General features: G+C 73.0%; 18 protein-coding genes and 1 pseudogene. 8 read left to right on the top strand and 11 right to left on the bottom strand.

The genetic code is table 11. From position 1 onward, the window contains the following. Nucleotides 1-287: 287 nt before the first annotated feature. Nucleotides 288-1,856, top strand: coding sequence for a glutamate--cysteine ligase (locus ACFZBU_RS16360; protein WP_391584230.1), 1,569 nt, complete (start codon nucleotides 288-290; stop codon nucleotides 1,854-1,856). 216 nt (nucleotides 1,857-2,072) lie between these two features. On the opposite strand, the gene ACFZBU_RS16355 is transcribed toward ACFZBU_RS16360, so the two are convergent. Then, nucleotides 2,073-2,579, bottom strand: coding sequence for a hypothetical protein (locus tag ACFZBU_RS16355; RefSeq protein WP_391584229.1), 507 nt, complete (start codon nucleotides 2,577-2,579; stop codon nucleotides 2,073-2,075). Nucleotides 2,580-3,246: 667 nt separating this feature from the next. Between ACFZBU_RS16355 and ACFZBU_RS16350 the strand changes: the two are divergent. Then, nucleotides 3,247-3,339 (top strand): annotated as a pseudogene (locus tag ACFZBU_RS16350) (MerR family transcriptional regulator); the annotation flags it as partial. Nucleotides 3,340-3,498: 159 nt separating this feature from the next. On the opposite strand, the gene ACFZBU_RS16345 reads toward ACFZBU_RS16350, so the two are convergent. Continuing rightward, nucleotides 3,499-4,101 carry a flavodoxin family protein gene (locus ACFZBU_RS16345; RefSeq protein ID WP_391584228.1) on the bottom strand — a complete coding sequence of 201 codons (603 nt, stop codon included), beginning with the start codon at nucleotides 4,099-4,101 and terminating at the stop codon, nucleotides 3,499-3,501. Nucleotides 4,102-4,891: 790 nt separating this feature from the next. On the opposite strand from ACFZBU_RS16345, the gene ACFZBU_RS16340 reads away from it, so the two are divergent. The 3 genes from ACFZBU_RS16340 to ACFZBU_RS16330 all read left to right on the top strand — a co-directional run bounded on the left by ACFZBU_RS16340 (nucleotide 4,892) and on the right by ACFZBU_RS16330 (nucleotide 8,829). Beyond that, nucleotides 4,892-5,359: an Lrp/AsnC family transcriptional regulator gene (locus ACFZBU_RS16340; protein WP_391584227.1), complete on the top strand. Its 468-nt coding sequence runs from the start codon at nucleotides 4,892-4,894 to the stop codon at nucleotides 5,357-5,359. Between the two features lie 198 nt (nucleotides 5,360-5,557). Next, nucleotides 5,558-6,913 carry a pyridoxal phosphate-dependent decarboxylase family protein gene (locus tag ACFZBU_RS16335; RefSeq protein ID WP_391584226.1) on the top strand — a complete coding sequence of 452 codons (1,356 nt, stop codon included), beginning with the start codon at nucleotides 5,558-5,560 and terminating at the stop codon, nucleotides 6,911-6,913. Between the two features lie 113 nt (nucleotides 6,914-7,026). After that, on the top strand, nucleotides 7,027-8,829 hold the full coding sequence (locus ACFZBU_RS16330; RefSeq protein WP_391584225.1) for a SpoIIE family protein phosphatase: 1,803 nt from the start codon (nucleotides 7,027-7,029) through the stop codon (nucleotides 8,827-8,829). 151 nt (nucleotides 8,830-8,980) lie between these two features. Here ACFZBU_RS16330 and ACFZBU_RS16325 read toward each other — a convergent pair whose 3' ends face one another. After that, entirely contained in the window at nucleotides 8,981-9,793 is an 813-nt protein-coding gene (locus ACFZBU_RS16325; RefSeq protein ID WP_391584224.1) for a hypothetical protein, read from the bottom strand. A 171-nt stretch (nucleotides 9,794-9,964) separates the two neighbouring features. Here ACFZBU_RS16325 and ACFZBU_RS16320 point away from each other — a divergent pair, with 171 nt between their 5' ends. Then, nucleotides 9,965-10,156: a hypothetical protein gene (locus tag ACFZBU_RS16320; RefSeq protein WP_391584223.1), complete on the top strand. Its 192-nt coding sequence runs from the start codon at nucleotides 9,965-9,967 to the stop codon at nucleotides 10,154-10,156. 309 nt (nucleotides 10,157-10,465) lie between these two features. Here ACFZBU_RS16320 and ACFZBU_RS16315 read toward each other — a convergent pair whose 3' ends face one another. From ACFZBU_RS16315 to ACFZBU_RS16300, 4 genes are all read right to left on the bottom strand, one after another. Continuing rightward, on the bottom strand, nucleotides 10,466-10,663 hold the full coding sequence (locus ACFZBU_RS16315) for a hypothetical protein (RefSeq protein WP_391584222.1): 198 nt from the start codon (nucleotides 10,661-10,663) through the stop codon (nucleotides 10,466-10,468). Nucleotides 10,664-10,763: 100 nt separating this feature from the next. Then, entirely contained in the window at nucleotides 10,764-11,633 is an 870-nt protein-coding gene (locus tag ACFZBU_RS16310; protein WP_391584221.1) for an NAD(P)H-binding protein, read from the bottom strand. Between the two features lie 189 nt (nucleotides 11,634-11,822). Then, nucleotides 11,823-12,092 (bottom strand): hypothetical protein, encoded by a 270-nt coding sequence (locus ACFZBU_RS16305; RefSeq protein WP_391584220.1) that lies wholly within the window; start codon nucleotides 12,090-12,092, stop codon nucleotides 11,823-11,825. Between the two features lie 173 nt (nucleotides 12,093-12,265). Continuing rightward, on the bottom strand, nucleotides 12,266-12,526 hold the full coding sequence (locus ACFZBU_RS16300) for a DUF3099 domain-containing protein (RefSeq protein WP_391584219.1): 261 nt from the start codon (nucleotides 12,524-12,526) through the stop codon (nucleotides 12,266-12,268). Between the two features lie 179 nt (nucleotides 12,527-12,705). On the opposite strand from ACFZBU_RS16300, the gene ACFZBU_RS16295 reads away from it, so the two are divergent. Then, the gene (locus tag ACFZBU_RS16295) at nucleotides 12,706-13,080 is read left to right on the top strand and encodes a hypothetical protein (protein ID WP_391584218.1); all 375 of its coding nucleotides are present in this window, start codon (nucleotides 12,706-12,708) and stop codon (nucleotides 13,078-13,080) included. 237 nt (nucleotides 13,081-13,317) lie between these two features. Here the strand turns inward: ACFZBU_RS16295 and ACFZBU_RS16290 are convergent, their stop codons facing one another. Both ACFZBU_RS16290 and ACFZBU_RS16285 read right to left on the bottom strand, forming a co-directional pair. Continuing rightward, nucleotides 13,318-14,163 (bottom strand): bifunctional 5,10-methylenetetrahydrofolate dehydrogenase/5,10-methenyltetrahydrofolate cyclohydrolase, encoded by an 846-nt coding sequence (locus tag ACFZBU_RS16290; RefSeq protein WP_391584217.1) that lies wholly within the window; start codon nucleotides 14,161-14,163, stop codon nucleotides 13,318-13,320. Further along, complete coding sequence (locus tag ACFZBU_RS16285) at nucleotides 14,160-14,780, bottom strand: cyclodeaminase/cyclohydrolase family protein (protein ID WP_391584216.1); 621 nt, start codon at nucleotides 14,778-14,780, stop codon at nucleotides 14,160-14,162. Before ACFZBU_RS16285 ends, ACFZBU_RS16290 begins: the two co-directional genes overlap by 4 nt. A gap of 146 nt (nucleotides 14,781-14,926) precedes the next feature. Between ACFZBU_RS16285 and ACFZBU_RS16280 the strand changes: the two genes are divergently transcribed. Then, nucleotides 14,927-15,769 carry an alpha/beta fold hydrolase gene (locus ACFZBU_RS16280; RefSeq protein ID WP_391584215.1) on the top strand — a complete coding sequence of 281 codons (843 nt, stop codon included), beginning with the start codon at nucleotides 14,927-14,929 and terminating at the stop codon, nucleotides 15,767-15,769. Here ACFZBU_RS16280 and ACFZBU_RS16275 read toward each other — a convergent pair. Together ACFZBU_RS16275 and ACFZBU_RS16270 are read right to left on the bottom strand one after the other, a co-directional pair. Then, nucleotides 15,742-16,584 (bottom strand): PP2C family protein-serine/threonine phosphatase, encoded by an 843-nt coding sequence (locus ACFZBU_RS16275; RefSeq protein WP_391584214.1) that lies wholly within the window; start codon nucleotides 16,582-16,584, stop codon nucleotides 15,742-15,744. The genes ACFZBU_RS16280 and ACFZBU_RS16275 overlap by 28 nt on opposite strands. 49 nt (nucleotides 16,585-16,633) lie before the next feature. Beyond that, entirely contained in the window at nucleotides 16,634-17,389 is a 756-nt protein-coding gene (locus ACFZBU_RS16270) for a metallophosphoesterase (RefSeq protein ID WP_391584213.1), read from the bottom strand. Nucleotides 17,390-17,391 lie beyond the last annotated feature (2 nt).

The following is a 17,391-nucleotide window of genomic DNA, read 5'->3' as shown; positions in this document are numbered from 1 at the left end:
GAACGCCGCCGGGCACACGGGTGGGACACGTACGGGGAGTGTCGCCGGGCGGACGCGAAGGGCTCGTAAGCGGAGCGCCGAGCCGGCCGAGTGGAAGGGGCGCCGGGGCGGTCACGTGCCCTTCCGCTCGCGCCTCCCGCGTGCCCGGCGGGGTCCTCGCGACGCCCGTGCCGCCTGCGGACCCGCGCCGGACGACGGGGGACACGACGAGCAGGCTCGCACGGTCGGTCTCGGTCACGGCAGCGTGAACCAAGCCCGAGCCTGTTCGTGGGTCGGCCTCATCCTCGATGTCGCCGTCCGCGATCGATAGCCATATCGCGCACCGATCGGCCCCACAGTGTGTACGGGCCCGTGCGCGGGGTGACGAACGGGATGCGTCGCCCCTATTCGTGACCGTGCGCGATCGAGGCCCAGAACCCGGCGCGCTGAGCGCAAGACTTCCTGGACCCAATGGGACTTGGCATCGCGGTCACGGGGTCGCAGTCTTGTCCAACGGCCTTGTAGGTCAATGGGTTTCGGGCACCTCGGACCGTCGGCACGGACTTGCGCGAGCCGTCGGCGCCGGTTGCCGCACCGAATTCGAGCAGTCCCGTTCCACGGGTATGGATCCGGCGCCGCCATCGGACGCGCCGCGCACGACAACCGACGCGATACACATCTCAGGGGGACATATGTCGATTCGGACTGTGGGTGTCGAAGAAGAGTTTCACATCGTCGACCGACGGACGGGGCGGTTGACCCCGGCCGGTACGGAACTGCTCGCCGAGCTTCCGGCGGTTGGTTTCACCGGCGAAGCCAAGGAAGCCTCCATCGAGACCAACAGCGAACCCCATCTCGAACTGGCGGATCTGCGCGCCGACTTGATCCGCTCCCGCACGCTCTTGGCCGAGGCCGCGGAGAAGATCGGGGTCGCGGTGATCGCCTCGGGGACCGCGCCGTCGATGGAACTGACGGACTCGCCACAGGCCGCGGGGGAGCGTTATGCCGCGATCAAGCGCGACTACGCGTTGGTGGCGGACGAACAGGTGGTGTGCGGTCTGCATGTGCACGTCGGCGTGGAGGATCGGGACGTGGCCGCACGGGCGATGTCCTGGATCTCCCCGCACCTGCCCACCCTCCTGGCGCTGTCGGCGAGTTCCCCCTACTGGCTCGGCGTCGACACCGGCTACGCGAGTTGGCGCAACATGCTCTGGCAGCGGTGGCCCTCGGCGGGCCCGGCGGACGACTTCGCCTCGGCCCGAGAGTACGACGACATGTTGGAGGGCATGGTCCGCTCGGGGGTGATCCTCGACCTCGGCATGCACTACCAGGACCTGCGCCTGTCCTCGCATGTACCGACGATCGAGATGCGCATCTGCGACGCCTGTCCCGACGTGGACACCTCCGTCCTGATCGCCCTCCTCTTCCGCGCCCTCGTGCAACGCGGCGTTCGGGCGGCCGAGAACGGCGAACAACCCCGACGGCATTCCCAGGCATGGTTGCGCGCCGCGACCTGGCGGGCCGCCCGCTCGGGACTGGAAGGCCTTTTGATCGACCCGACGACGATGGCCACCGATTCGGCGCGCGTGGTCGTGTGGCAACTGATCGAGGAACTGATGCCGGACCTGGTCGCCTCCGGCGACCTCGCCTTCGTCCGGACCGTCGCGCGACGACTGTTGGAAGAGGGCAGCAGCGCCGCCCGACAACTGCGCCTCAAGGACCCGTCGCCGCGCGCCGCCGTGGAGCTGCTGCGCGCCCAGACCCTCACCTTTCCCGACTTCCCGGGCGCCTTTCCGAAACCCCAAGGCAGCGCAACGCCGAACCCCACGACGGCGGTCCCGACCCGGACCGCCGACTCGTCGACGCTGGTTGCCTAGGCTCGACCCCTTTTGGTATTCGACGCGGTCGGCGGAACGGCGCGAGCGTGACCCCTCGGCGATCGTCCCGACCCGCGTGATCCTTCGGCGACCACCACGACCCCACGAAAGCAGCGCGCTGGAACCGGTGCCTACCGCCCCCCGCACCGTTTCCGGCGGCTTTTGCTCGGGCCTGCCGTCGGGCGGCGTGCCGACCGGCCGGGCACGACCGCGGGTCTACGACCCCGCCGCGGCCGAGCGGCGGTCCAGGGAGTCGCCCACGAGGTGGTAGACGGCGTTCTGCGCCGCGACGTGCTTGTCGACCTCGGCCGGCGTGCGGTCCGTACCGTCCACACGACCGGTGATCTCGTAGATGAAGTAGCGGTACAACGATTCGCTGACCCAGCTGTACGCGGCGCCGTCCTCGAACGTCCTGGTGATCGGGTCGGTCGGCTGTACGACCTGGTTGTACCAGCCCGCTTTGCTCTCGGCGAGCGTTGCCGCGGCGATCGCGGTGGGCATCTCCAGCACGCCGACGGTGGTCTGGACGTTGTTGGCCTTGTCCACGTACAGCGCCGCGACCGCGCGGGTGCACCCCAACTTCTCGATCAACTCGGCGGCTTCGTCGGTGGCGATCGGGGCGCAGGTGTCGAGGATCTTCACGCAGGTCCGGGTCAGCGTGCCGCCCGGGTATTTGTACGGGAGTTCGGGGAGGCCGAAGACCTCGTCGCCGGTCAGCGGCACGGAGTCGGTCGAGGCCGAGCGCAGGTCGTCCTTGGTGAGCGTGCCCCGGGTCGGCTTCGCGGTCGCGGTGACGGTCGCACACGGCCTCGGCGCCGGGCCCGTGGAGCCCGTCGGGGCGGCGCCGGGTGAGGCGAGAGTGGAGGCCGACGCCGCGGGCGTGCCGGGCGCGACGGGAGGTGCCGACGACCCGGGCGGGCGTGTGTCCGCAGCCGGGGCAAGGGCCCTTCCCCCGTTGCCACCCCCACACGCGCCGGTCGCGGCCAGGACGGCCGATACGCAGGCGACCACCGCGATACCCCGGACCTGCCTCCGTCGGGTTGCGGCAACCGAGGACGCGGTCGCGGTCTCGCTCTCGGCGGCGGTCGCGGTCTCGGGGCGCCGGTGGCGCCATGGCCGCTTCGGGCGCGCAGGGGATGTGGCGACCGTCGTGCGGCGGGCGTCGTGCGCATGTTGCGTACCGTGCTCGGACATCGGGACTCGTTTCGCATCACGGCCGCCGCCCGGCAGACCCGATGAGGCGGCCGGATCCGGTCGCACCGGCTGACAATCGCGGAAAACCTACCATCGGCCCACCCGGCAAGATCCACTTCCCGGACCGATATCCCGAACCCCGCGCGAATTGGACGATGCGCAACCCCCATGCCCACCAACGACGGACCGGACGGAACCCCTCGACCTGCGCGGAGCCGACCAACCCGTCACGATCCGCTCCGCCGACCGCGGCGATCTCACCACGTTGGCCATGTCCGTCCGACCCGAACCACTCCGCCTGAGGACGAACGACCCGTCGTGGGCGAGGTCGACTCGTCGCCCGCGTGCGGCAGTCCCTGCTCTGCCGCTCGACTCACGTACGCCGCCTCCCGCCACCCCTCGACCGGCCCCCACGCGCGGCAACCCCCGCCCTGCCGCTTCGACGTGCTCAGACCGTCAGGGTCCGTTCGGCGCGGAGCGCGGCCGCGATCTCGACGCAGCGGCGGGTCTGCGTCCGGGCCAGGTCGAAGGAGAGCATCGTCGGGTCCTCCGTGCCGCCGGCGGGTGGGGATGCGGGGGCGGGTGCGGCGACCGAGTGCTTCGGTCGGCTCGTCGAATCGCCGGGTACGGGCCGGTAGACGATGCCGAAGCTGCGCATCAGTCCGCCGTGCAACGTACCGGGGGCGGGTGCGGTGACGAATACGCCGAACACCTGTTGCTCGGTGCGGCGTTCCCATTCGTCCCGCATCTCGCGCGCGGCCGGCGCGGTCGCCGGCGCGGTGGCGGAGTCGGCGAGCCGGCGCAACAGCGCGACGACGTCGCCGTCCCGGGCCGGGGCGCCGAGCACCACGACGTCGGCCCAGGTCAGATCGCGCGTCGTCGCCGGTGGATCGGCCTTCGCGTCGGTCGGTGGCCGATCCGGCGTCGGCTCGGGCAGCCTGCGCAACCGCACCTCGGCGCCGGTGTTCCAGGCGACCGCCGCCACCGTGTCGGCGAGCGCCCGAACGCACTCGGCGGTGTCGTGGTAGATCACTGCGACCTTGATACTCATTCTTCTCGTCTCCTCTGTCGGTACTCCGAAGCCGGCCCGCGTGCGCGGGCCCGGCCCGGGCTCACCTCACGCTATGCGCGGGCGGACCGTGCGGAGCTGCCCGTACACGCCACGAAGAGGACCCCTCGCGCCAGACGGTTCGTCGCCACACGCCACCACCCGTTCCGGGTCGATCGAGCCGGGCCGATCGACTCGGCCGTCCGCCGTCACCCCACCGCCGGCTGAATCGCCGTCGGCCGACCCTGCCGAGGCAACTCGCCCCGCCCGCAGGCAACTCGCCCCGTCCGAATGCGATACCTCCGGCCGGTTGCAGTCGCCCGCCCGCCGCCCCGCCCGGCCCACCGGGGCGCGCGGCAGCCTCGAACGGTCAGTTCGCCGTCCACCAGATTCTGCGGGGACGTCCACAATCCGCGCTTGCCCTTTTTTGCCTCGGCCCGCCGGCGAGGCAAGCCCGCACACACCCCGCCCGCGTCGCCGCCGACAACATCGCCCGGATCCGGCCGCACAACGACCACCGCCGCACAACGACCACGGCCGCGCATCGACCACCTCACCGGCGGTCGCAACCCGGAGCCCGCGTCGCAGCCCCAGCGTCCCCAGCGACCCCCGCGGCCCCAGCGGCTCCCCGCGACTGCCGACAACCCGAGCCGGCCCCGCAGCAGCCACACAACGGCCCCGCACCCAAGCCCAGGTGGGCTACCGTCACTGTGCCCCGTCCGCCCGCCCCCCCGCCGCCCCGAATCCCCGCCCGACCCGCCCGACCCGTACCCGCACCCAGGAGACCCGATCGATGGCGCTGGACCCGTTGGACAGCCGAATCATCACCGCGCTCATCGACGACGCGCGCTCGACCTACGCCGAGATCGGCACGCGGGTCGGCCTGTCCGCGTCCGCGGTCAAGCGGCGGGTGGATCGGCTGCTCGCCGCCGGCGTGATCACCGGCTTCTCCGCGTCGGTCGAGCCCGCCGCGCTCGGCTGGACCACCGAGGCGTTCGTCGAGCTGTACTGCGTCGGGCGCACCTCGCCGAGCGAGATCGGCAAGGCGCTGGCGAAGTTCCCCGAGGTGGTCTCGGCCAGCACCGTCACCGGCGATGCGGACGCGGTGGTCCACCTGCTCGCGGCCGACGTGCAGCACTTCGAGCGGGTCCTGGAGCGGATCGCCGCAGAGCCGTTCGTGGTGCGTTCGAAGAGCTGTGTCGTGCTTTCCAGGCTGGTCAGGCGCAACGGAACAGCCTGGCAGGGAGTGGAGACGCAATAGATCGGCGTCGGCGCGCAAGATCGACCTCTTGGCCCGATCGCACGCGTGTACGTAGGGTTTGAACTGCCGGTGCAGACCGACCCGGCACCCTCATCCGGCTTTCGTGAGAACGCCACCCGCGGGGGAAACGCCCTCCCCGCGGCACCCAACCCTGCGCGGGTGCCTCGCCCGAACGCGCCGAGAGATTGCCGAGCCCACATGCGCATGCACCGGTACGATCCCGCTCTCGCCGACCTGGTCTTCGACTACATGCGGGAGCGGCTCGCCCTGGACCCGGTGCCGCTGGACCACCCCGGGCGCAAGGACAAGCTCGACCGCGCGCTGGACGGCCTGATCGGCGCGCACGGCAACGACCCGGGCGAGGTGATGTCGATCTACGCCGACCAACTCGCGCCCGCGGTCATCTCCTGCGACAGCCCGCGCTTCCTGTCCTTCATCCCGGCCGCGCCGACCAAGGCCGCGCTGCTGTTCGACATGGTCGTCTCGTGCGCGTCCCTCCAGGGCATCTCCTGGCTGGAGGCGGCCGGCGCGGTGGCCGCCGAGAACCAGGTGCTGCGCCTGATCGCGGACCTGGCCGGACTGCCCGCGGGCGCCGGCGGCTGCTTCGTCAGCGGCGGCTCGGCGGGCAACCTGTCCGCACTCGTGGTCGCCCGGGACATGGGCCGGCGACGTACCGGCGCCACCGCCCGGGACCGTCTGCGGATCGCGGTCAGCGACCAGGCGCACTCCTCGATCGGCAACACGCTGCACATCATCGGCATGGAACCGCTCGTGGTGAAGACCACCGACCACCGCCTCACCGGCGAGGCGCTGCGCGCCGCCCTGGCCGCCGATCCGGACGCGGACGACGTGGTGGGCGTGGTCGCCACCGCCGGCACCACCAACGCGGGCATCATCGACGACCTGGCCGGGATCGGCGCGGTCGCCCGCGAGCGCGACCTGTGGTTCCACGTGGACGGTGCCTACGGCGGCGCGGGCCTGCTCGCGCCCAGCGTGCGCGCCCGCTACGACGGGATCGAACTGGCCGACTCCTTCGTGGTCGACCCGCACAAGTGGCTGTTCGCGCCGTTCGACTGCGCGGCGCTGGTGTACCGCAACCCGGCCCCGGCCCGCGGCGTGCACACCCAGGACGCGTCCTACCTCGACGTCCTGCACACCGACGCGCCCGAGGAGTGGAACCCGACCGACTACGCCTACCACCTCACCCGGCGGGCCCGCGGCCTGCCGTTGTGGTTCTCGCTCGCGGTGCACGGCACCGACGCGTACACCGAGGCGATCGAGGTGGCGCTCACCCTGGCCCGGGACACCGCGGAGCTGATCCGCGCCACCCCGCACCTGGAACTGATCCGCGACCCGGAGCTGTCCGCCGTGCTGTTCCGCCGCACCGGGTGGAGCGCCGACGACTACCTGCAGTGGTCGCACCGGCTGCTCGCCGGCCAGGTCGGCTTCGTCACGCCCACCGGTTGGGAGGGCGAGACGGTGGCCCGCTTTGCCTTCCTGCATCCGGGTACCACCATGGCTATGGTCGAGGAGATCCTGGCCACGATGGTGTAACGCACTGCGGCCTGCCGCTCGCGCGTTCGGGTTGCCGTGGCCCAGACTGGAACCCGAAGGTCGGCTTCCGGGGGCCGGGCGCCTCACGGGACCCGGGGCTGGAGAGGACAGGCGTGGCGCTGGACGAGTATGCGGACCCGCCGATGACGGTGCCGGAGGTCGACGCCGTGACCGGTGCGGTGGCACGCCTGGTCGGGGCGAACGGCAGCGACCCGCGCGAGGCCGGCGCGTACGCGGTGCTGCAGGGTCTCCTGGACGGCACCCGCGCCGCGGTCGCGGTGATGAGCCCGGGCCTTCGCTACCTCTACGTCAACCCGGCCCTGGCCCGGATGAACGGCATCTCCGCCGAGGAGCACCTGGGCCGGACCATCGGCCAGGTGCTCCCGGACGTGGACGCCCAGGAGGAGATCCTGCGCGCGGTGCTCCGCGACGGCGTGGCCCGCGAGGCCACCTCCACCGGGATCACCCACGCGGGCCCGCGCGACCGTCGCTGGTGGCACGGCGCCTACCACCGCCTGGAGCACGAGGGCGAGGTGGTCGGCCTGGCCGGCGTCATCCTCGAAGTCTCCGAGTCCCGCCGCACCCAGATGGAACTGGACGCGGCCCGCCGCCGGCTGGCCTTCCTGGACGCGGCCGCGACCCGGGTCGGCACCACCCTCGACCTGGTGGAGACCTGCGAGGAACTGGCCGAACTCTTCGTCGCCGAGCTCGGCGACGTGGCCGCGGTGGACGTCTTCGCGGTCGAGGGCGCCAACGGCACCCCGCACGCGCCGCAGGACATGGTGCGGATGTGGCGTGCCGCGCTGTCGCATCGGCCGGGGATGGCCGAGCAGGCCGCGATCCTGCGTCGGCCCGGCGAGAACGTGGACTACCAGCAGGGCTCGATGGTGCCGCGCGCGCTGAGCGAGCGCAGCCCGGTGGTGGTCAACCGGGTCAGCGACGAGGAACTGGCCCGCGAGGTGTCCAGCCCCGACCGGGTCGACATCTTCCGCTCGGTCGGCCTGCACTCGATCGTGGCGCTGCCGCTGGTGGCCCGGGGCAGCGCCATCGGCATGGTCACCCTGGCCCGGCACGGCGTGGCGCAGGCGTTCTCCACCGAGGACGTGGTGCTGGCCCGGGACCTGGCCCGGCGCGGGGCGATCAGCGTGGACAACGCCCGCCGCTACGCGCACGAGCACGACATCGCACTCGCCCTCCAGCACGCGCTGCTGGCCGCCCCGGACGCGCCGCACCCGGACATCGAACTGGCCTCGCGCTACCGGCCCGCGGGCAGCAGCGTCGAGGTCGGCGGCGACTGGTACGACGCGGTCGCGCTCAGCGGCGGCCGCACGCTGCTCGCGGTCGGCGACGTGATGGGACACGGCGTGCAGGCCGCGGTGGAGATGAGCCAGTTCCGGGCGCTACTGCGGGTGCAGGCGCGCTCCGACTTGGAGCCGCACGAGATCCTGGCCGCGGTGGACCGCACCAGTACCAAGGCGGGTATCGAACGGGTGGCCAGCTGTCTGCTGGTCCTGGTCGACCCGGCGGCGGGCACGGTCACCTTCGCCAGCGCCGGCCACCTCCCGCCGCTGCTGGTCGGCCCGGGCGACGCGGCCGAACTCGTCGACGTCCCCGTGGGACCGCCGTTGGGCACCGGGTTCGGCGGCTACACCTCGGTGCGCCGGCGCAGCGAACCCGAGCGGGTGCTGGTGATGTACACCGACGGCCTGATCGAGCGCCGGGGCGAGGACATCGGCGAATCGCTCCAGCGGCTGACCCGGGTGGGACTGAGCGCCGAGACCCCGCTGGTGCGTCTGGTGGACACGCTGATCGCGCGCATGGTCACCGACAAGCCGGAGGACGACATCGCGGTCCTGGCCGCACGCCAACGACCGGCGGGCGGGCCCGGGGCCGCGGGGGCGACTCCGGGTCGGTGATCCGCGTGGTCGTCCGGCCGCGGAGCGTCGAGGGCGACCGGATCCGCCCCCGGGCGGTCGATCGTTCGTCGGCGTGCGGGCGGGAGAGCGGAGATCCCGGACGGCGGGCGAGGTGTGCGTCCGCGCGGTGCCCGGCGCGTGCCGTACCCACTCACCCGGAGCCCGCCCGCACGCGGCGCCAGGTGTGTCGGGCGCCGTCGACCTCGCGTCGCGCCCGGGGCTCGGGGTTCGGCGCCACGGGCAGGGGTGCGGGCGCGGCCACCAGCCGGCCGGCGATGGTGTCCTCGAAGCGGCGGCGGATCGGCTTCCAACGGGCATCGCGGCGGGCCGCCCGCGCGGTGGCGCGACGCAGCCTGCGGGGCTTGTCGTGGTAGTACCGCCGGGCCCACGGCGAGCCGGGTCGGGCCAGGCGGATCCCCGCGACGATGTTGACGATCGGGATGAACACGCCGATCACGCCGGTGCCGACCTTGCCCTTGGCGAAGGTGATCGCGGCCATCACCACATCGAGCAGCAGCACGATCGACCAGGCCACCAGATCGTCGAGGGTGTGGCCGTCCGGCGTCGCGTCGAAGGGCACGAAGCCGCTCGCGGCCAGGCCGACCGCGGCGGTGGCCAGCACGGTGGCCTCGATCGAGATCCGGCCCTGCTCGGTCCAGTACACGTCGGACAGGTGCACGATCATCCCGAACTCGTCCAGCACCAGCCCCGCGCCGATCCCGAGCAGCACGCCCGCGATCGACCGGGCGACCAGGTATTCGCCGCTGCCGACCGCGAGGAAGCCGCCGATCAGGGCGAGCACGATGCCGGGCACCACGTGATGGATGTGCACACCGCCGCTGCCGATGTTGTGAAAGGGACCGCGGCCGGCCCGGATCAGTCGGGTGATCGTCCGCGTCACCAGGAAGGTGAGCAGCAGCGACGCGAACGCCAGGCTCATCGGCAGCCGACCGTCGTGGATCATCGGGCCACGCCGCCGGGCGGCCGGTTCCGGTGCTCCGCCATCGGCACCCCTCCTCCGGGTCGGTGCTCCTGTTCCCGGTGCCGCGGCGGACTACGAACGCCGAACAGGTGAACCGGGACGTCTCGGCGGGCGCCGCGGTGACCAAGTGCACGCGGCCTCGTTGGGCGGGACATGATCAAGCGCCTCGCCACCGCCGCCCTGGCCTGCACCGCCCTCGCCGTGTCCTGCGGCGCCTCCGCCGCCCATGCGCAGGAACCGACGCCGAACACCGGCCGGGTCGCCGGCGTCCCGAGCGCCGTCTACCCGGACGGTCTGAACAACCTGAACACGGTCAACCCGCTCGCGGGCACGCTGCCGCTGTAGGGGCTGTCCTCCGCTGAGGGGCTGTCCTCGACCCTCGCCGAGCACCGCGACGCCGACACCCGGCATGCGCCCTTCGGGCTCCTCGCTGCGCTCACCTCGCCGCCTCGGTGGAACACCCGAATAGCACCATGCGCGCGTTGCCCGGCACGCCGACGCACGGTCCCGGACGCCGCGGAGCCCGACGCGGGATGGAGGACAGGTCCCGGGGGCGCGGCGCGCGCGCCGCACACCGGCGTGGTGTCCCAATCCGGCCCCGAGCGGGGACACCACGTCTTCGGCGTACCGCAGCAGGACCCTCCCGGGCCCCGGTCACTCGTCGTCGAGCGCGCGGCGCAGTTCCTCGGCTTCCCGGTTGGCGGCGGCGAGATCCTCCGTCATCCGGCGGGTGCCCTCGGCCACGCCCGCGTCCCAGATGCGTTGCACCAGGGCATTCGCACGATCCTGCGGCAGGTCCGTCTCGCGCATCAGCAGCTCGGTCAGCTCGATGATCGGGTGTTTGGGATGCATGGCCCCAGCAGACCCGGCCCGGGAGCCGGCCGCACCCGGGCACGGCCGGTCGGGGGAGTCGCCGAGGCGGGCCCGGGCACTGGTGGCACCGGGGCGGGTCCTACGCCTTGAGGTGCTCCCAGGACTGCGGATGGGTGGTCAGGTAGCCGGCCAGGTTCTGCGCGGGCCGGCCGGTCAGCATCGGGACCGCGGTGGAGACCTTGGCCATCTCGCCGGTGGCGATCGCCTCGTACGAGGTCACCCAGCCCGCCATCTCCCAGGCCGGCGCGTTGTACTGCGCGCGGGAGGCGTAGGCCTGGTCCCGGGACTCCGGGACGTACTCGATCAGTCGCCCGGTGAAGCGGGTCAGCTCGGCCGCCGCCTCCGCGAGGGTGATCGCCTCGGGACCGGTGAGGTCGTAGGTGAGGTGGTCGTGCGCGTCGCCGCCGAGCAGTACGGCCGCCGCCGCGTCCGCGATGTCGTCGTGCGCCACCGCCGCGACCCGCCCCTGCCCGCCGGGGCCGCGAATGGTCCCGTCGGCGCCGACCATGGCGGGCAGTACGGCCAGGTACAGACTGTCGCGCAGGAACGTGTGCCGCAGCCCGGTGTCGCGGATGTGTTGCTCGGTGTGCCAGTGGTCGCGCGCGAACGTGAACGTGGCATCCGGCGCCGCGCTCTGGAACGACACGTAGACGATCCGCCGGACGCCGACCGCGACCGCGGCGTCCACGGCGCAGATGTGCTCACGGACCCGATCGGCGCTCTCGCGGGCCGAGACCAGGAACAGCGTGTCCGCCCCCTCCAGGGCCCGCCGCATCGCCGCCGCGTCGCCGTACGACGCGGGCGGGGCGTGCACCGCGCCGTCGAACTCGGGCAGCCGGGACGGATCCCGACCCACCAGACGCTGCGCCGTGCCGGCCTCGGCGAGCCGGCGGGCGACCCGGCCGCCGATCTGCCCGCTCGCTCCGGTGACCGCGATGACTGGTCCCATGACGACGTCCTCTCCCGGCCCGAAGGCCCGACGGTCCGGCTCCGCGTTCGACGGCCGCACGGCACCCGCGGCTCGGGCACCGACCCTACTGCCCGGTTGTCCGGCTTTCCTCGAACCGGGCCGGTACGGCGCGCCCTTGCCCGGTCGGCCGATCCGGGACCGCGGCTCCGCGTCGGTGTCGCGGTCGGGTCAGCGCAGGTCGTCGAGCGGGCCGAGGACCAGGTCCAGCACCGGCCGGGCCCGGTCGACCAAGTCGTTTGCCTGGTCCGGGTATTTCGCGGCGAAAATCACCGCGCAGATCACCACCGGCAGCAGGAGCACGCCGCCGACGCCCGAACGCCCGCTGCGCCGGCGCCGCCGATCGGCGGCGGACATCCGCTCCCGGAAGGCCCGCCGGTCGACGTCGTTCCGGAACGCCCGAGCCTGCCGTGCCGCCTGCATACCCGAATCGATGGGCATCTCGGCCACCCTCCCCTCGCCCGCGCGATCGCGAGTCGATACCTGGGACGGGCCGGGCAGTTGCCGCGGTTCGTGGTCCGCGCGGTTGTCACCGCGTCGGGACGATTCCGTGACCCGTGACCCGTGACCCGTGACCCGCGACCGACGACCGGACGGCATCGTGACCGCAGGGACTATTCGTCCCACCAGCGGTCGCCGCGCTCGCGACGGTTGGCCACGATCACCGCGAAGGGCGGGATCGCCATCGCGACGATGGTCATGCCCGCGGCGGCCGGGAACGACCAGCGGTAGACCACCGTGCCGGCGAGCAGGAACAGCAGCAGGCAGATGCCCATCATCACGAAGTAGCGCTTGCGTCGACGGCGCTGGGACGGAACCGGCCCGGACGGGGTGGCACCCCCTCCACCGGGGCCGCCCGGATCGTTGGTGCTCATCTGTTCACGGTACGTCTTCGGGCCGGCGAACGGGCCCGCGCGGAGGGCGCGGCCGGCCGGTCCCCGGGAGTTACCCCGAGATGACAATATTGGTATAGACCTTTCGGGTCGAACGGTGTTGACTGGCGCCCAGGCGGGACCGCGGGTCCGTGCCGATCGCCGGAAAGGAATCAGTCGCCATGACGACCGTCTCCCCTCCGTACGTCGGCGCGCCCGTCGCCTACCTGCGGTGTTATCCCCGTGACCCCTGGGAGATGGCCGCCCATCGCAACGCGCTGACCGCGTACGCGCAGGGCCTGGGGCTGAGCCGGCCGGTGGTGTGTCTGGACAACGGCGTCTCCTCGCGCGAGAAGCAGCCGGAGTTGGAGAACCTGCTGGCCAACGTGATCGCCGGTGTGGTGCGGACGGTGCTGATACCGGGTCCGTGGGTGTTCGCCCTCGATCCGGAACGGGCCCGGGCCACGGCCGAACGCCTGCGCGCCGCCGGCGCCGAGATCATCGACCTCCCGGGCCGCTGGCACGAACGAGACGGCCGCCGCATCGCCCGCTGGTGACCTTTCGACGCCCCGGGCCGACCACGACCCGGGCCGACCCCGACCCGAACCGCAACCGTGCCGTCCGAACGCACCCGGTGTCGATCCTCGAACCGGCCGCCCCGTGCCGCCTCGTGCACAACGGGCGAGCCGAGCGTCGGTCAGCCCGTCCGGCGTCCGAGGGCACCGGCCACAGGCCGCGACCGACCGACGGCCACAGCTCCACGACCCCACAGGCCCACGGCCCACGCCCACGGCTCAGGGCGATGCCGCCGCGCGCACCGTGTGGCTCAGCAGCAGCGCCGTCGTCACCGGTCCCACGCCGCCCGGCACGGGGGTGAGCGCGCCGGCCACCGCTGCCACGGACGTCGTGTCCACGTCGCCGACCAGGCCGCCGTCGGCGGTGGGGTTGGTGCCCACGTCGACCACGACCGCGCCGGGCGCGACGTGCGCGGCGGTGATCAGCCCGGGCCGGCCGACCGCGGCGACCAGCACGTCCGCCGTCGAGGTCAGGCCGGCCAGGTCCTTGGTCCGCGAGTGGCAGATGGTGACCGTGGCGTTGCGGTCCAGGAGCAGGTGCGCGGCGGGCTTGCCGACCACCGTCGAACGGCCGACCACCGCGACGTGCCGGCCGCCGAGTTCGATGCCGTGGTGATCCAGGATCGCCACCACCGCCTCGGCCGTGGCCGGAGCGAACGCGGGCAGTCCGGCGGCCAGTCGGCCCAGCGAGAGCGGGTTGGCGCCGTCCACGTCCTTGCCGAAGGCGATCGCGCCGGCCAGGTCCTCCAGGGACGCGCCGGCCGGCAGCGGGGTCTGCAGGATGATCCCGTGCACACCGTCGTCCGCGCCGAGCGCCTCCAACGTGCCGCGGATCGCCTCCACGGTCGCGTCCGCGCCCAGGTCGACCACGTCGCACGTGATGCCGACCTTCGCGGCGGCTCCGGCGATCGAACGCACGTACCACGCACTGGACTCGTCGGCCGTGGCCACCACGACCGCGAGGGTGACCGGGGAGCCCGCCTCGGCGAGCAGCGCGGCCCGGGTGGCCGTCTCGGCGCGGATCGCAGCGGCGAGGTCCCTGCCGGAGAGCACGGTCGCGGTCATCGGACGATCTCCTTGCGCACGGCTGCGGTGATCCGATCGGCGCGCGTGGCGAGGCCGTCCACCCGCGTGGCCTGCGTGGTGAGTTCGATGCGGGCCTGCTCGTCCCGGATCCCGCCGAGGTTGATCTCGATGTTCACCCGTGCGGTGGTCGCCGCCGCCCGCGCCGCCTCGGCCGCCGCGGCCACGTCGGTGATCACGTTGGGATTGCCGATCGGCAGCAGCTTTTCGGCCAGTTCGATGCACGCGGCGGCCACCACGAGCACCTCGGCCGGCGGCTTGGCCGCGCCGACCAGTGCGGCGGCGATCGTGGCCGAGCGCACGGCCTTGGCCTCCTCGGTGTCCCGGGGCAGCTTGTACGCCTCGGTCACCGCGGTGAATGCGGCCGCGTCCTCTTCGGCCAACCGCAGTGCCACCGCCCGCAGTTCGTCGGTGAGCGCGATCACCTCGGTGATCGAGGAGGCGTGCTCGGCGTACTTGTCGCCGGTGGTGTACCGGGCGACCATCCCCAGCAGCGCGGCCGCCTGTGCCGCGTGCAGCGCGGCGGCGGCCCCGCCCCCCGGCGCCGGTACCCGGTCGGCGAGGCGGTCCAGGTATTCGCTGATCTTCTCGTCGCGCATCGCGCTCGTCCTTCGCTCGGTGGGGGCTACCGCACGTTCGGAAATCCTCGCACGGAGCACCGCGAAGCCTGGAATCCGCCGGGAGGGAGCCGCGCGCCGGCCGAGAACCGGTCGTCCGGGTCGGACAGGCCACTACAGTCGGCGGCATGACGCTTGCGCATGACGGGGACGGTGCCGGGCCGGTCGTGGTGTTGCTGCACTCGTCGGTCTGCGACCGGCGGATGTGGGATCCCCAATGGTCGGTGCTGATCGACGCCGGGTACCGGGTCGTGCGGCCGGACCTGTCCGGTTTCGGACGCACGCCGCCCACCACCGACCCGCGGCGCGACGCGGACGACGTGCTCGACCTGCTCGACACGCTCGGGATCGCCCGCGCGACCCTGATCGGCTCGTCCCACGGCGGCACCGTGGCGCTGGAACTCGCCGCCCGCCGACCCGATCGGGTCGACTCGCTCGTGCTGCTGTGCGCCGGCCGCCCGGGCCACACCCCGTCCCCCGCGCTGCGCGCGATCGAGGCCCGCGAGCGGGCACTCCTGGCGGCCGGCGACGTGGCCGGTGCGGTGGAGTTCGTGGTGGACACCCGGTTGGGGCCCGCGGCGGACGCGCTGACCCGCTATCAGGTGGGCGTGATGCAGCGCGACGTCTTCGACCAACGGCTCGCCGCCGGCTCCCTGTCCGCCCCGCGCGTGCCCGACGTCGACGTCGACCCGTCCGCGATCACCGCGCCGTGCCTGGTCGTCTCCGGCGCGCACGACCTGGCGGACTTCCGCCGGATCGCCGCGGAGTTGTCCGGGGCGCTGCCGAACGCGCGGCACGTCGAACTGCCCTGGGCCGGCCACCTGCCCTCGGTCGAGCAACCGCGCGAAACGACCGCACTCCTGGTCGCCCACCTCGCGGAGTACCGGGCGCGTGGCGATGAACGGGCCGAGCCCGGTACGAACGTGCGGGCGACGACGAGCGTTCAGGCCGGGGAGTTCTCCGCGGGGTGATCCGCGCGCCGATCGACGCACAACACGATCGCGGTCGCGTTGTCCCGGCCGCCCGCCTCCAGGGTTGCCGCGAGCAGCCGGGGAACGATCGTGGTGGGCGCCTCGGGAGCGGCCAACAGGGCGCCGAGCGGGCGGTAGTCGACCTGTTCGGCGACGCCGTCGGTGCACAGCAGGTACACATCACCCGGCCGCAGGCTCACGTTCAGCACATCGGGCTCGGGGCGACCGGGATGTCCGACGTAGCGGCTGAGTCGATAGCGCGCGGCGGCGGCCTGTGCCGAGTCGGCCGGGTACCAGCCGTACAACGCGCCCAGCCACGCCTCGGTGTGATCGACCGTCAGCAGGTCCAACTGCCCGGCCCGCAGCCGATATGCGCGCGAGTCGCCGATCTGGACCAGCCACGCGGCGGCCTCGTCGGAACCGGGCGGGACGTCGGGTTCGGCGAGCAGCGCGGTGAGCGTGCATCCGGTGAAACCGGTCAGGCCCGCGGCCTCGGCCAGCACCAGGTCCTGGATGCCGGCCACACTCGCGCGCAGCGCCGCCGGACCGGCCCCGGGTCCCTCGGTCGAGGCCCGGCGGATCGCGGTGGTGAATGCGCTCATCGTGATCCGGCCGGCCGCCGTGCTGCCGGGACCGTCGCCCATGCCGTCGGCGACCGCGGCCAGCCGCAGGTCCGGCTCCAGGGCGAGCACGTCGAAGTTGGCCCGATACCTGTTGCCCACCACGGTGCCCGCCGCCGCGCGGACCCGCACCGGCCCCACCGCGAAGTCCGCCGCGACCGTGCTCCCCGTGTCCTGCCGCTGTCGTCCGAACATCGGCGCCCCCTTCGCTCCGTTGGCGTACCCGCGGCACGCTATCGGGCGATCAGAGCACGGTGCGGAAGTGTGTGGTCAGTCGACCCCGGTCGTCGAGCACGTGGAACGCCAGCGCGGGCGGCAACTTCGCGTCGACGAACGGGGAGTCGTCGTCGGCCCGCTCCCACGGCAGGTTGATCGTGGACACCACGCCGGGTGCCACGATCAACGGCTTGCCGGCGAACGTGGTGGCCGCCGGGGTGTGCGCGTGCCCGCACAGCAGACCCGCCACGTTGGGGCGCCCGGCCACCACGTCGGCCAGCCGCTCGGCGCCGAACTGGCGGATCCGGTCGATCTCCGGGCTGCCCAACTCCACCGGCGGGTGGTGGAAGGCCACGAACACCGGTGTGGTGGACGGGGTTTCGTCCAGCACACCGGTCAACCAGGACAGCGTCTCGTCGGCCAGCAGGCCGTCCGCGCGGCCCGGAACGGACGAGTCGCACAGCGCGAACACCGCGCCGCCGGCCGTGTGGTGCACCCGGTTGATCGGCTCGTCCGTTGCGGGCTCGTCGAACAGTCCCACCCGAAACGGCCCGCGGACGTCGTGATTGCCGGGCAGGATCAGCACCGGGTGCCGGGACACCAGCAGGGCCCGCGCCTCGTCGTATTCGGCGGCCAGGCCGTTGTCCACGATGTCGCCGGTGACCAGCACCGCGTCCAGGTCATGGGGGAGCGCGTTCAGGTGGGCCATGGCCGCCCGGGTGCGCTCGGCCGCGTGCGGGCCGCCGTCGAGGTGGGTGTCACTGAGGTGCGCGAACACGATCATGC

It is taken from the genome of Embleya sp. NPDC008237, from assembly GCF_042956465.1.
Taxonomy (GTDB): Bacteria; Actinomycetota; Actinomycetes; order Streptomycetales; family Streptomycetaceae; genus Embleya.
This window is presented reverse-complemented; position numbering and strand designations above follow the sequence as displayed.

Excerpts from the sequence above, each read along its gene's own strand:
- ACFZBU_RS16320 (WP_391584223.1), top strand. The coding sequence starts at position 9,965 with ATGATCAAGCGCCTCGCCACCGCCGCCCTGGCCTGCACCGCCCTCGCC.
- ACFZBU_RS16300 (WP_391584219.1), bottom strand. The coding sequence starts at position 12,526 with ATGAGCACCAACGATCCGGGCGGCCCCGGTGGAGGGGGTGCCACCCCG.
- ACFZBU_RS16270 (WP_391584213.1), bottom strand. The coding sequence starts at position 17,389 with ATGATCGTGTTCGCGCACCTCAGTGACACCCACCTCGACGGCGGCCCG.
- ACFZBU_RS16340 (WP_391584227.1), top strand. The coding sequence starts at position 4,892 with ATGGCGCTGGACCCGTTGGACAGCCGAATCATCACCGCGCTCATCGAC.
- ACFZBU_RS16285 (WP_391584216.1), bottom strand. The coding sequence starts at position 14,780 with ATGCGCGACGAGAAGATCAGCGAATACCTGGACCGCCTCGCCGACCGG.
- ACFZBU_RS16290 (WP_391584217.1), bottom strand. The coding sequence starts at position 14,163 with ATGACCGCGACCGTGCTCTCCGGCAGGGACCTCGCCGCTGCGATCCGC.
- ACFZBU_RS16315 (WP_391584222.1), bottom strand. The coding sequence starts at position 10,663 with ATGCATCCCAAACACCCGATCATCGAGCTGACCGAGCTGCTGATGCGC.
- ACFZBU_RS16295 (WP_391584218.1), top strand. The coding sequence starts at position 12,706 with ATGACGACCGTCTCCCCTCCGTACGTCGGCGCGCCCGTCGCCTACCTG.
- ACFZBU_RS16310 (WP_391584221.1), bottom strand. The coding sequence starts at position 11,633 with ATGGGACCAGTCATCGCGGTCACCGGAGCGAGCGGGCAGATCGGCGGC.
- ACFZBU_RS16345 (WP_391584228.1), bottom strand. The coding sequence starts at position 4,101 with ATGAGTATCAAGGTCGCAGTGATCTACCACGACACCGCCGAGTGCGTT.
- ACFZBU_RS16335 (WP_391584226.1), top strand. The coding sequence starts at position 5,558 with ATGCGCATGCACCGGTACGATCCCGCTCTCGCCGACCTGGTCTTCGAC.
- ACFZBU_RS16305 (WP_391584220.1), bottom strand. The coding sequence starts at position 12,092 with ATGCCCATCGATTCGGGTATGCAGGCGGCACGGCAGGCTCGGGCGTTC.
- ACFZBU_RS16360 (WP_391584230.1), top strand. The coding sequence starts at position 288 with ATGTCGCCGTCCGCGATCGATAGCCATATCGCGCACCGATCGGCCCCA.
- ACFZBU_RS16275 (WP_391584214.1), bottom strand. The coding sequence starts at position 16,584 with ATGTTCGGACGACAGCGGCAGGACACGGGGAGCACGGTCGCGGCGGAC.
- ACFZBU_RS16325 (WP_391584224.1), bottom strand. The coding sequence starts at position 9,793 with ATGATCCACGACGGTCGGCTGCCGATGAGCCTGGCGTTCGCGTCGCTG.
- ACFZBU_RS16280 (WP_391584215.1), top strand. The coding sequence starts at position 14,927 with ATGACGCTTGCGCATGACGGGGACGGTGCCGGGCCGGTCGTGGTGTTG.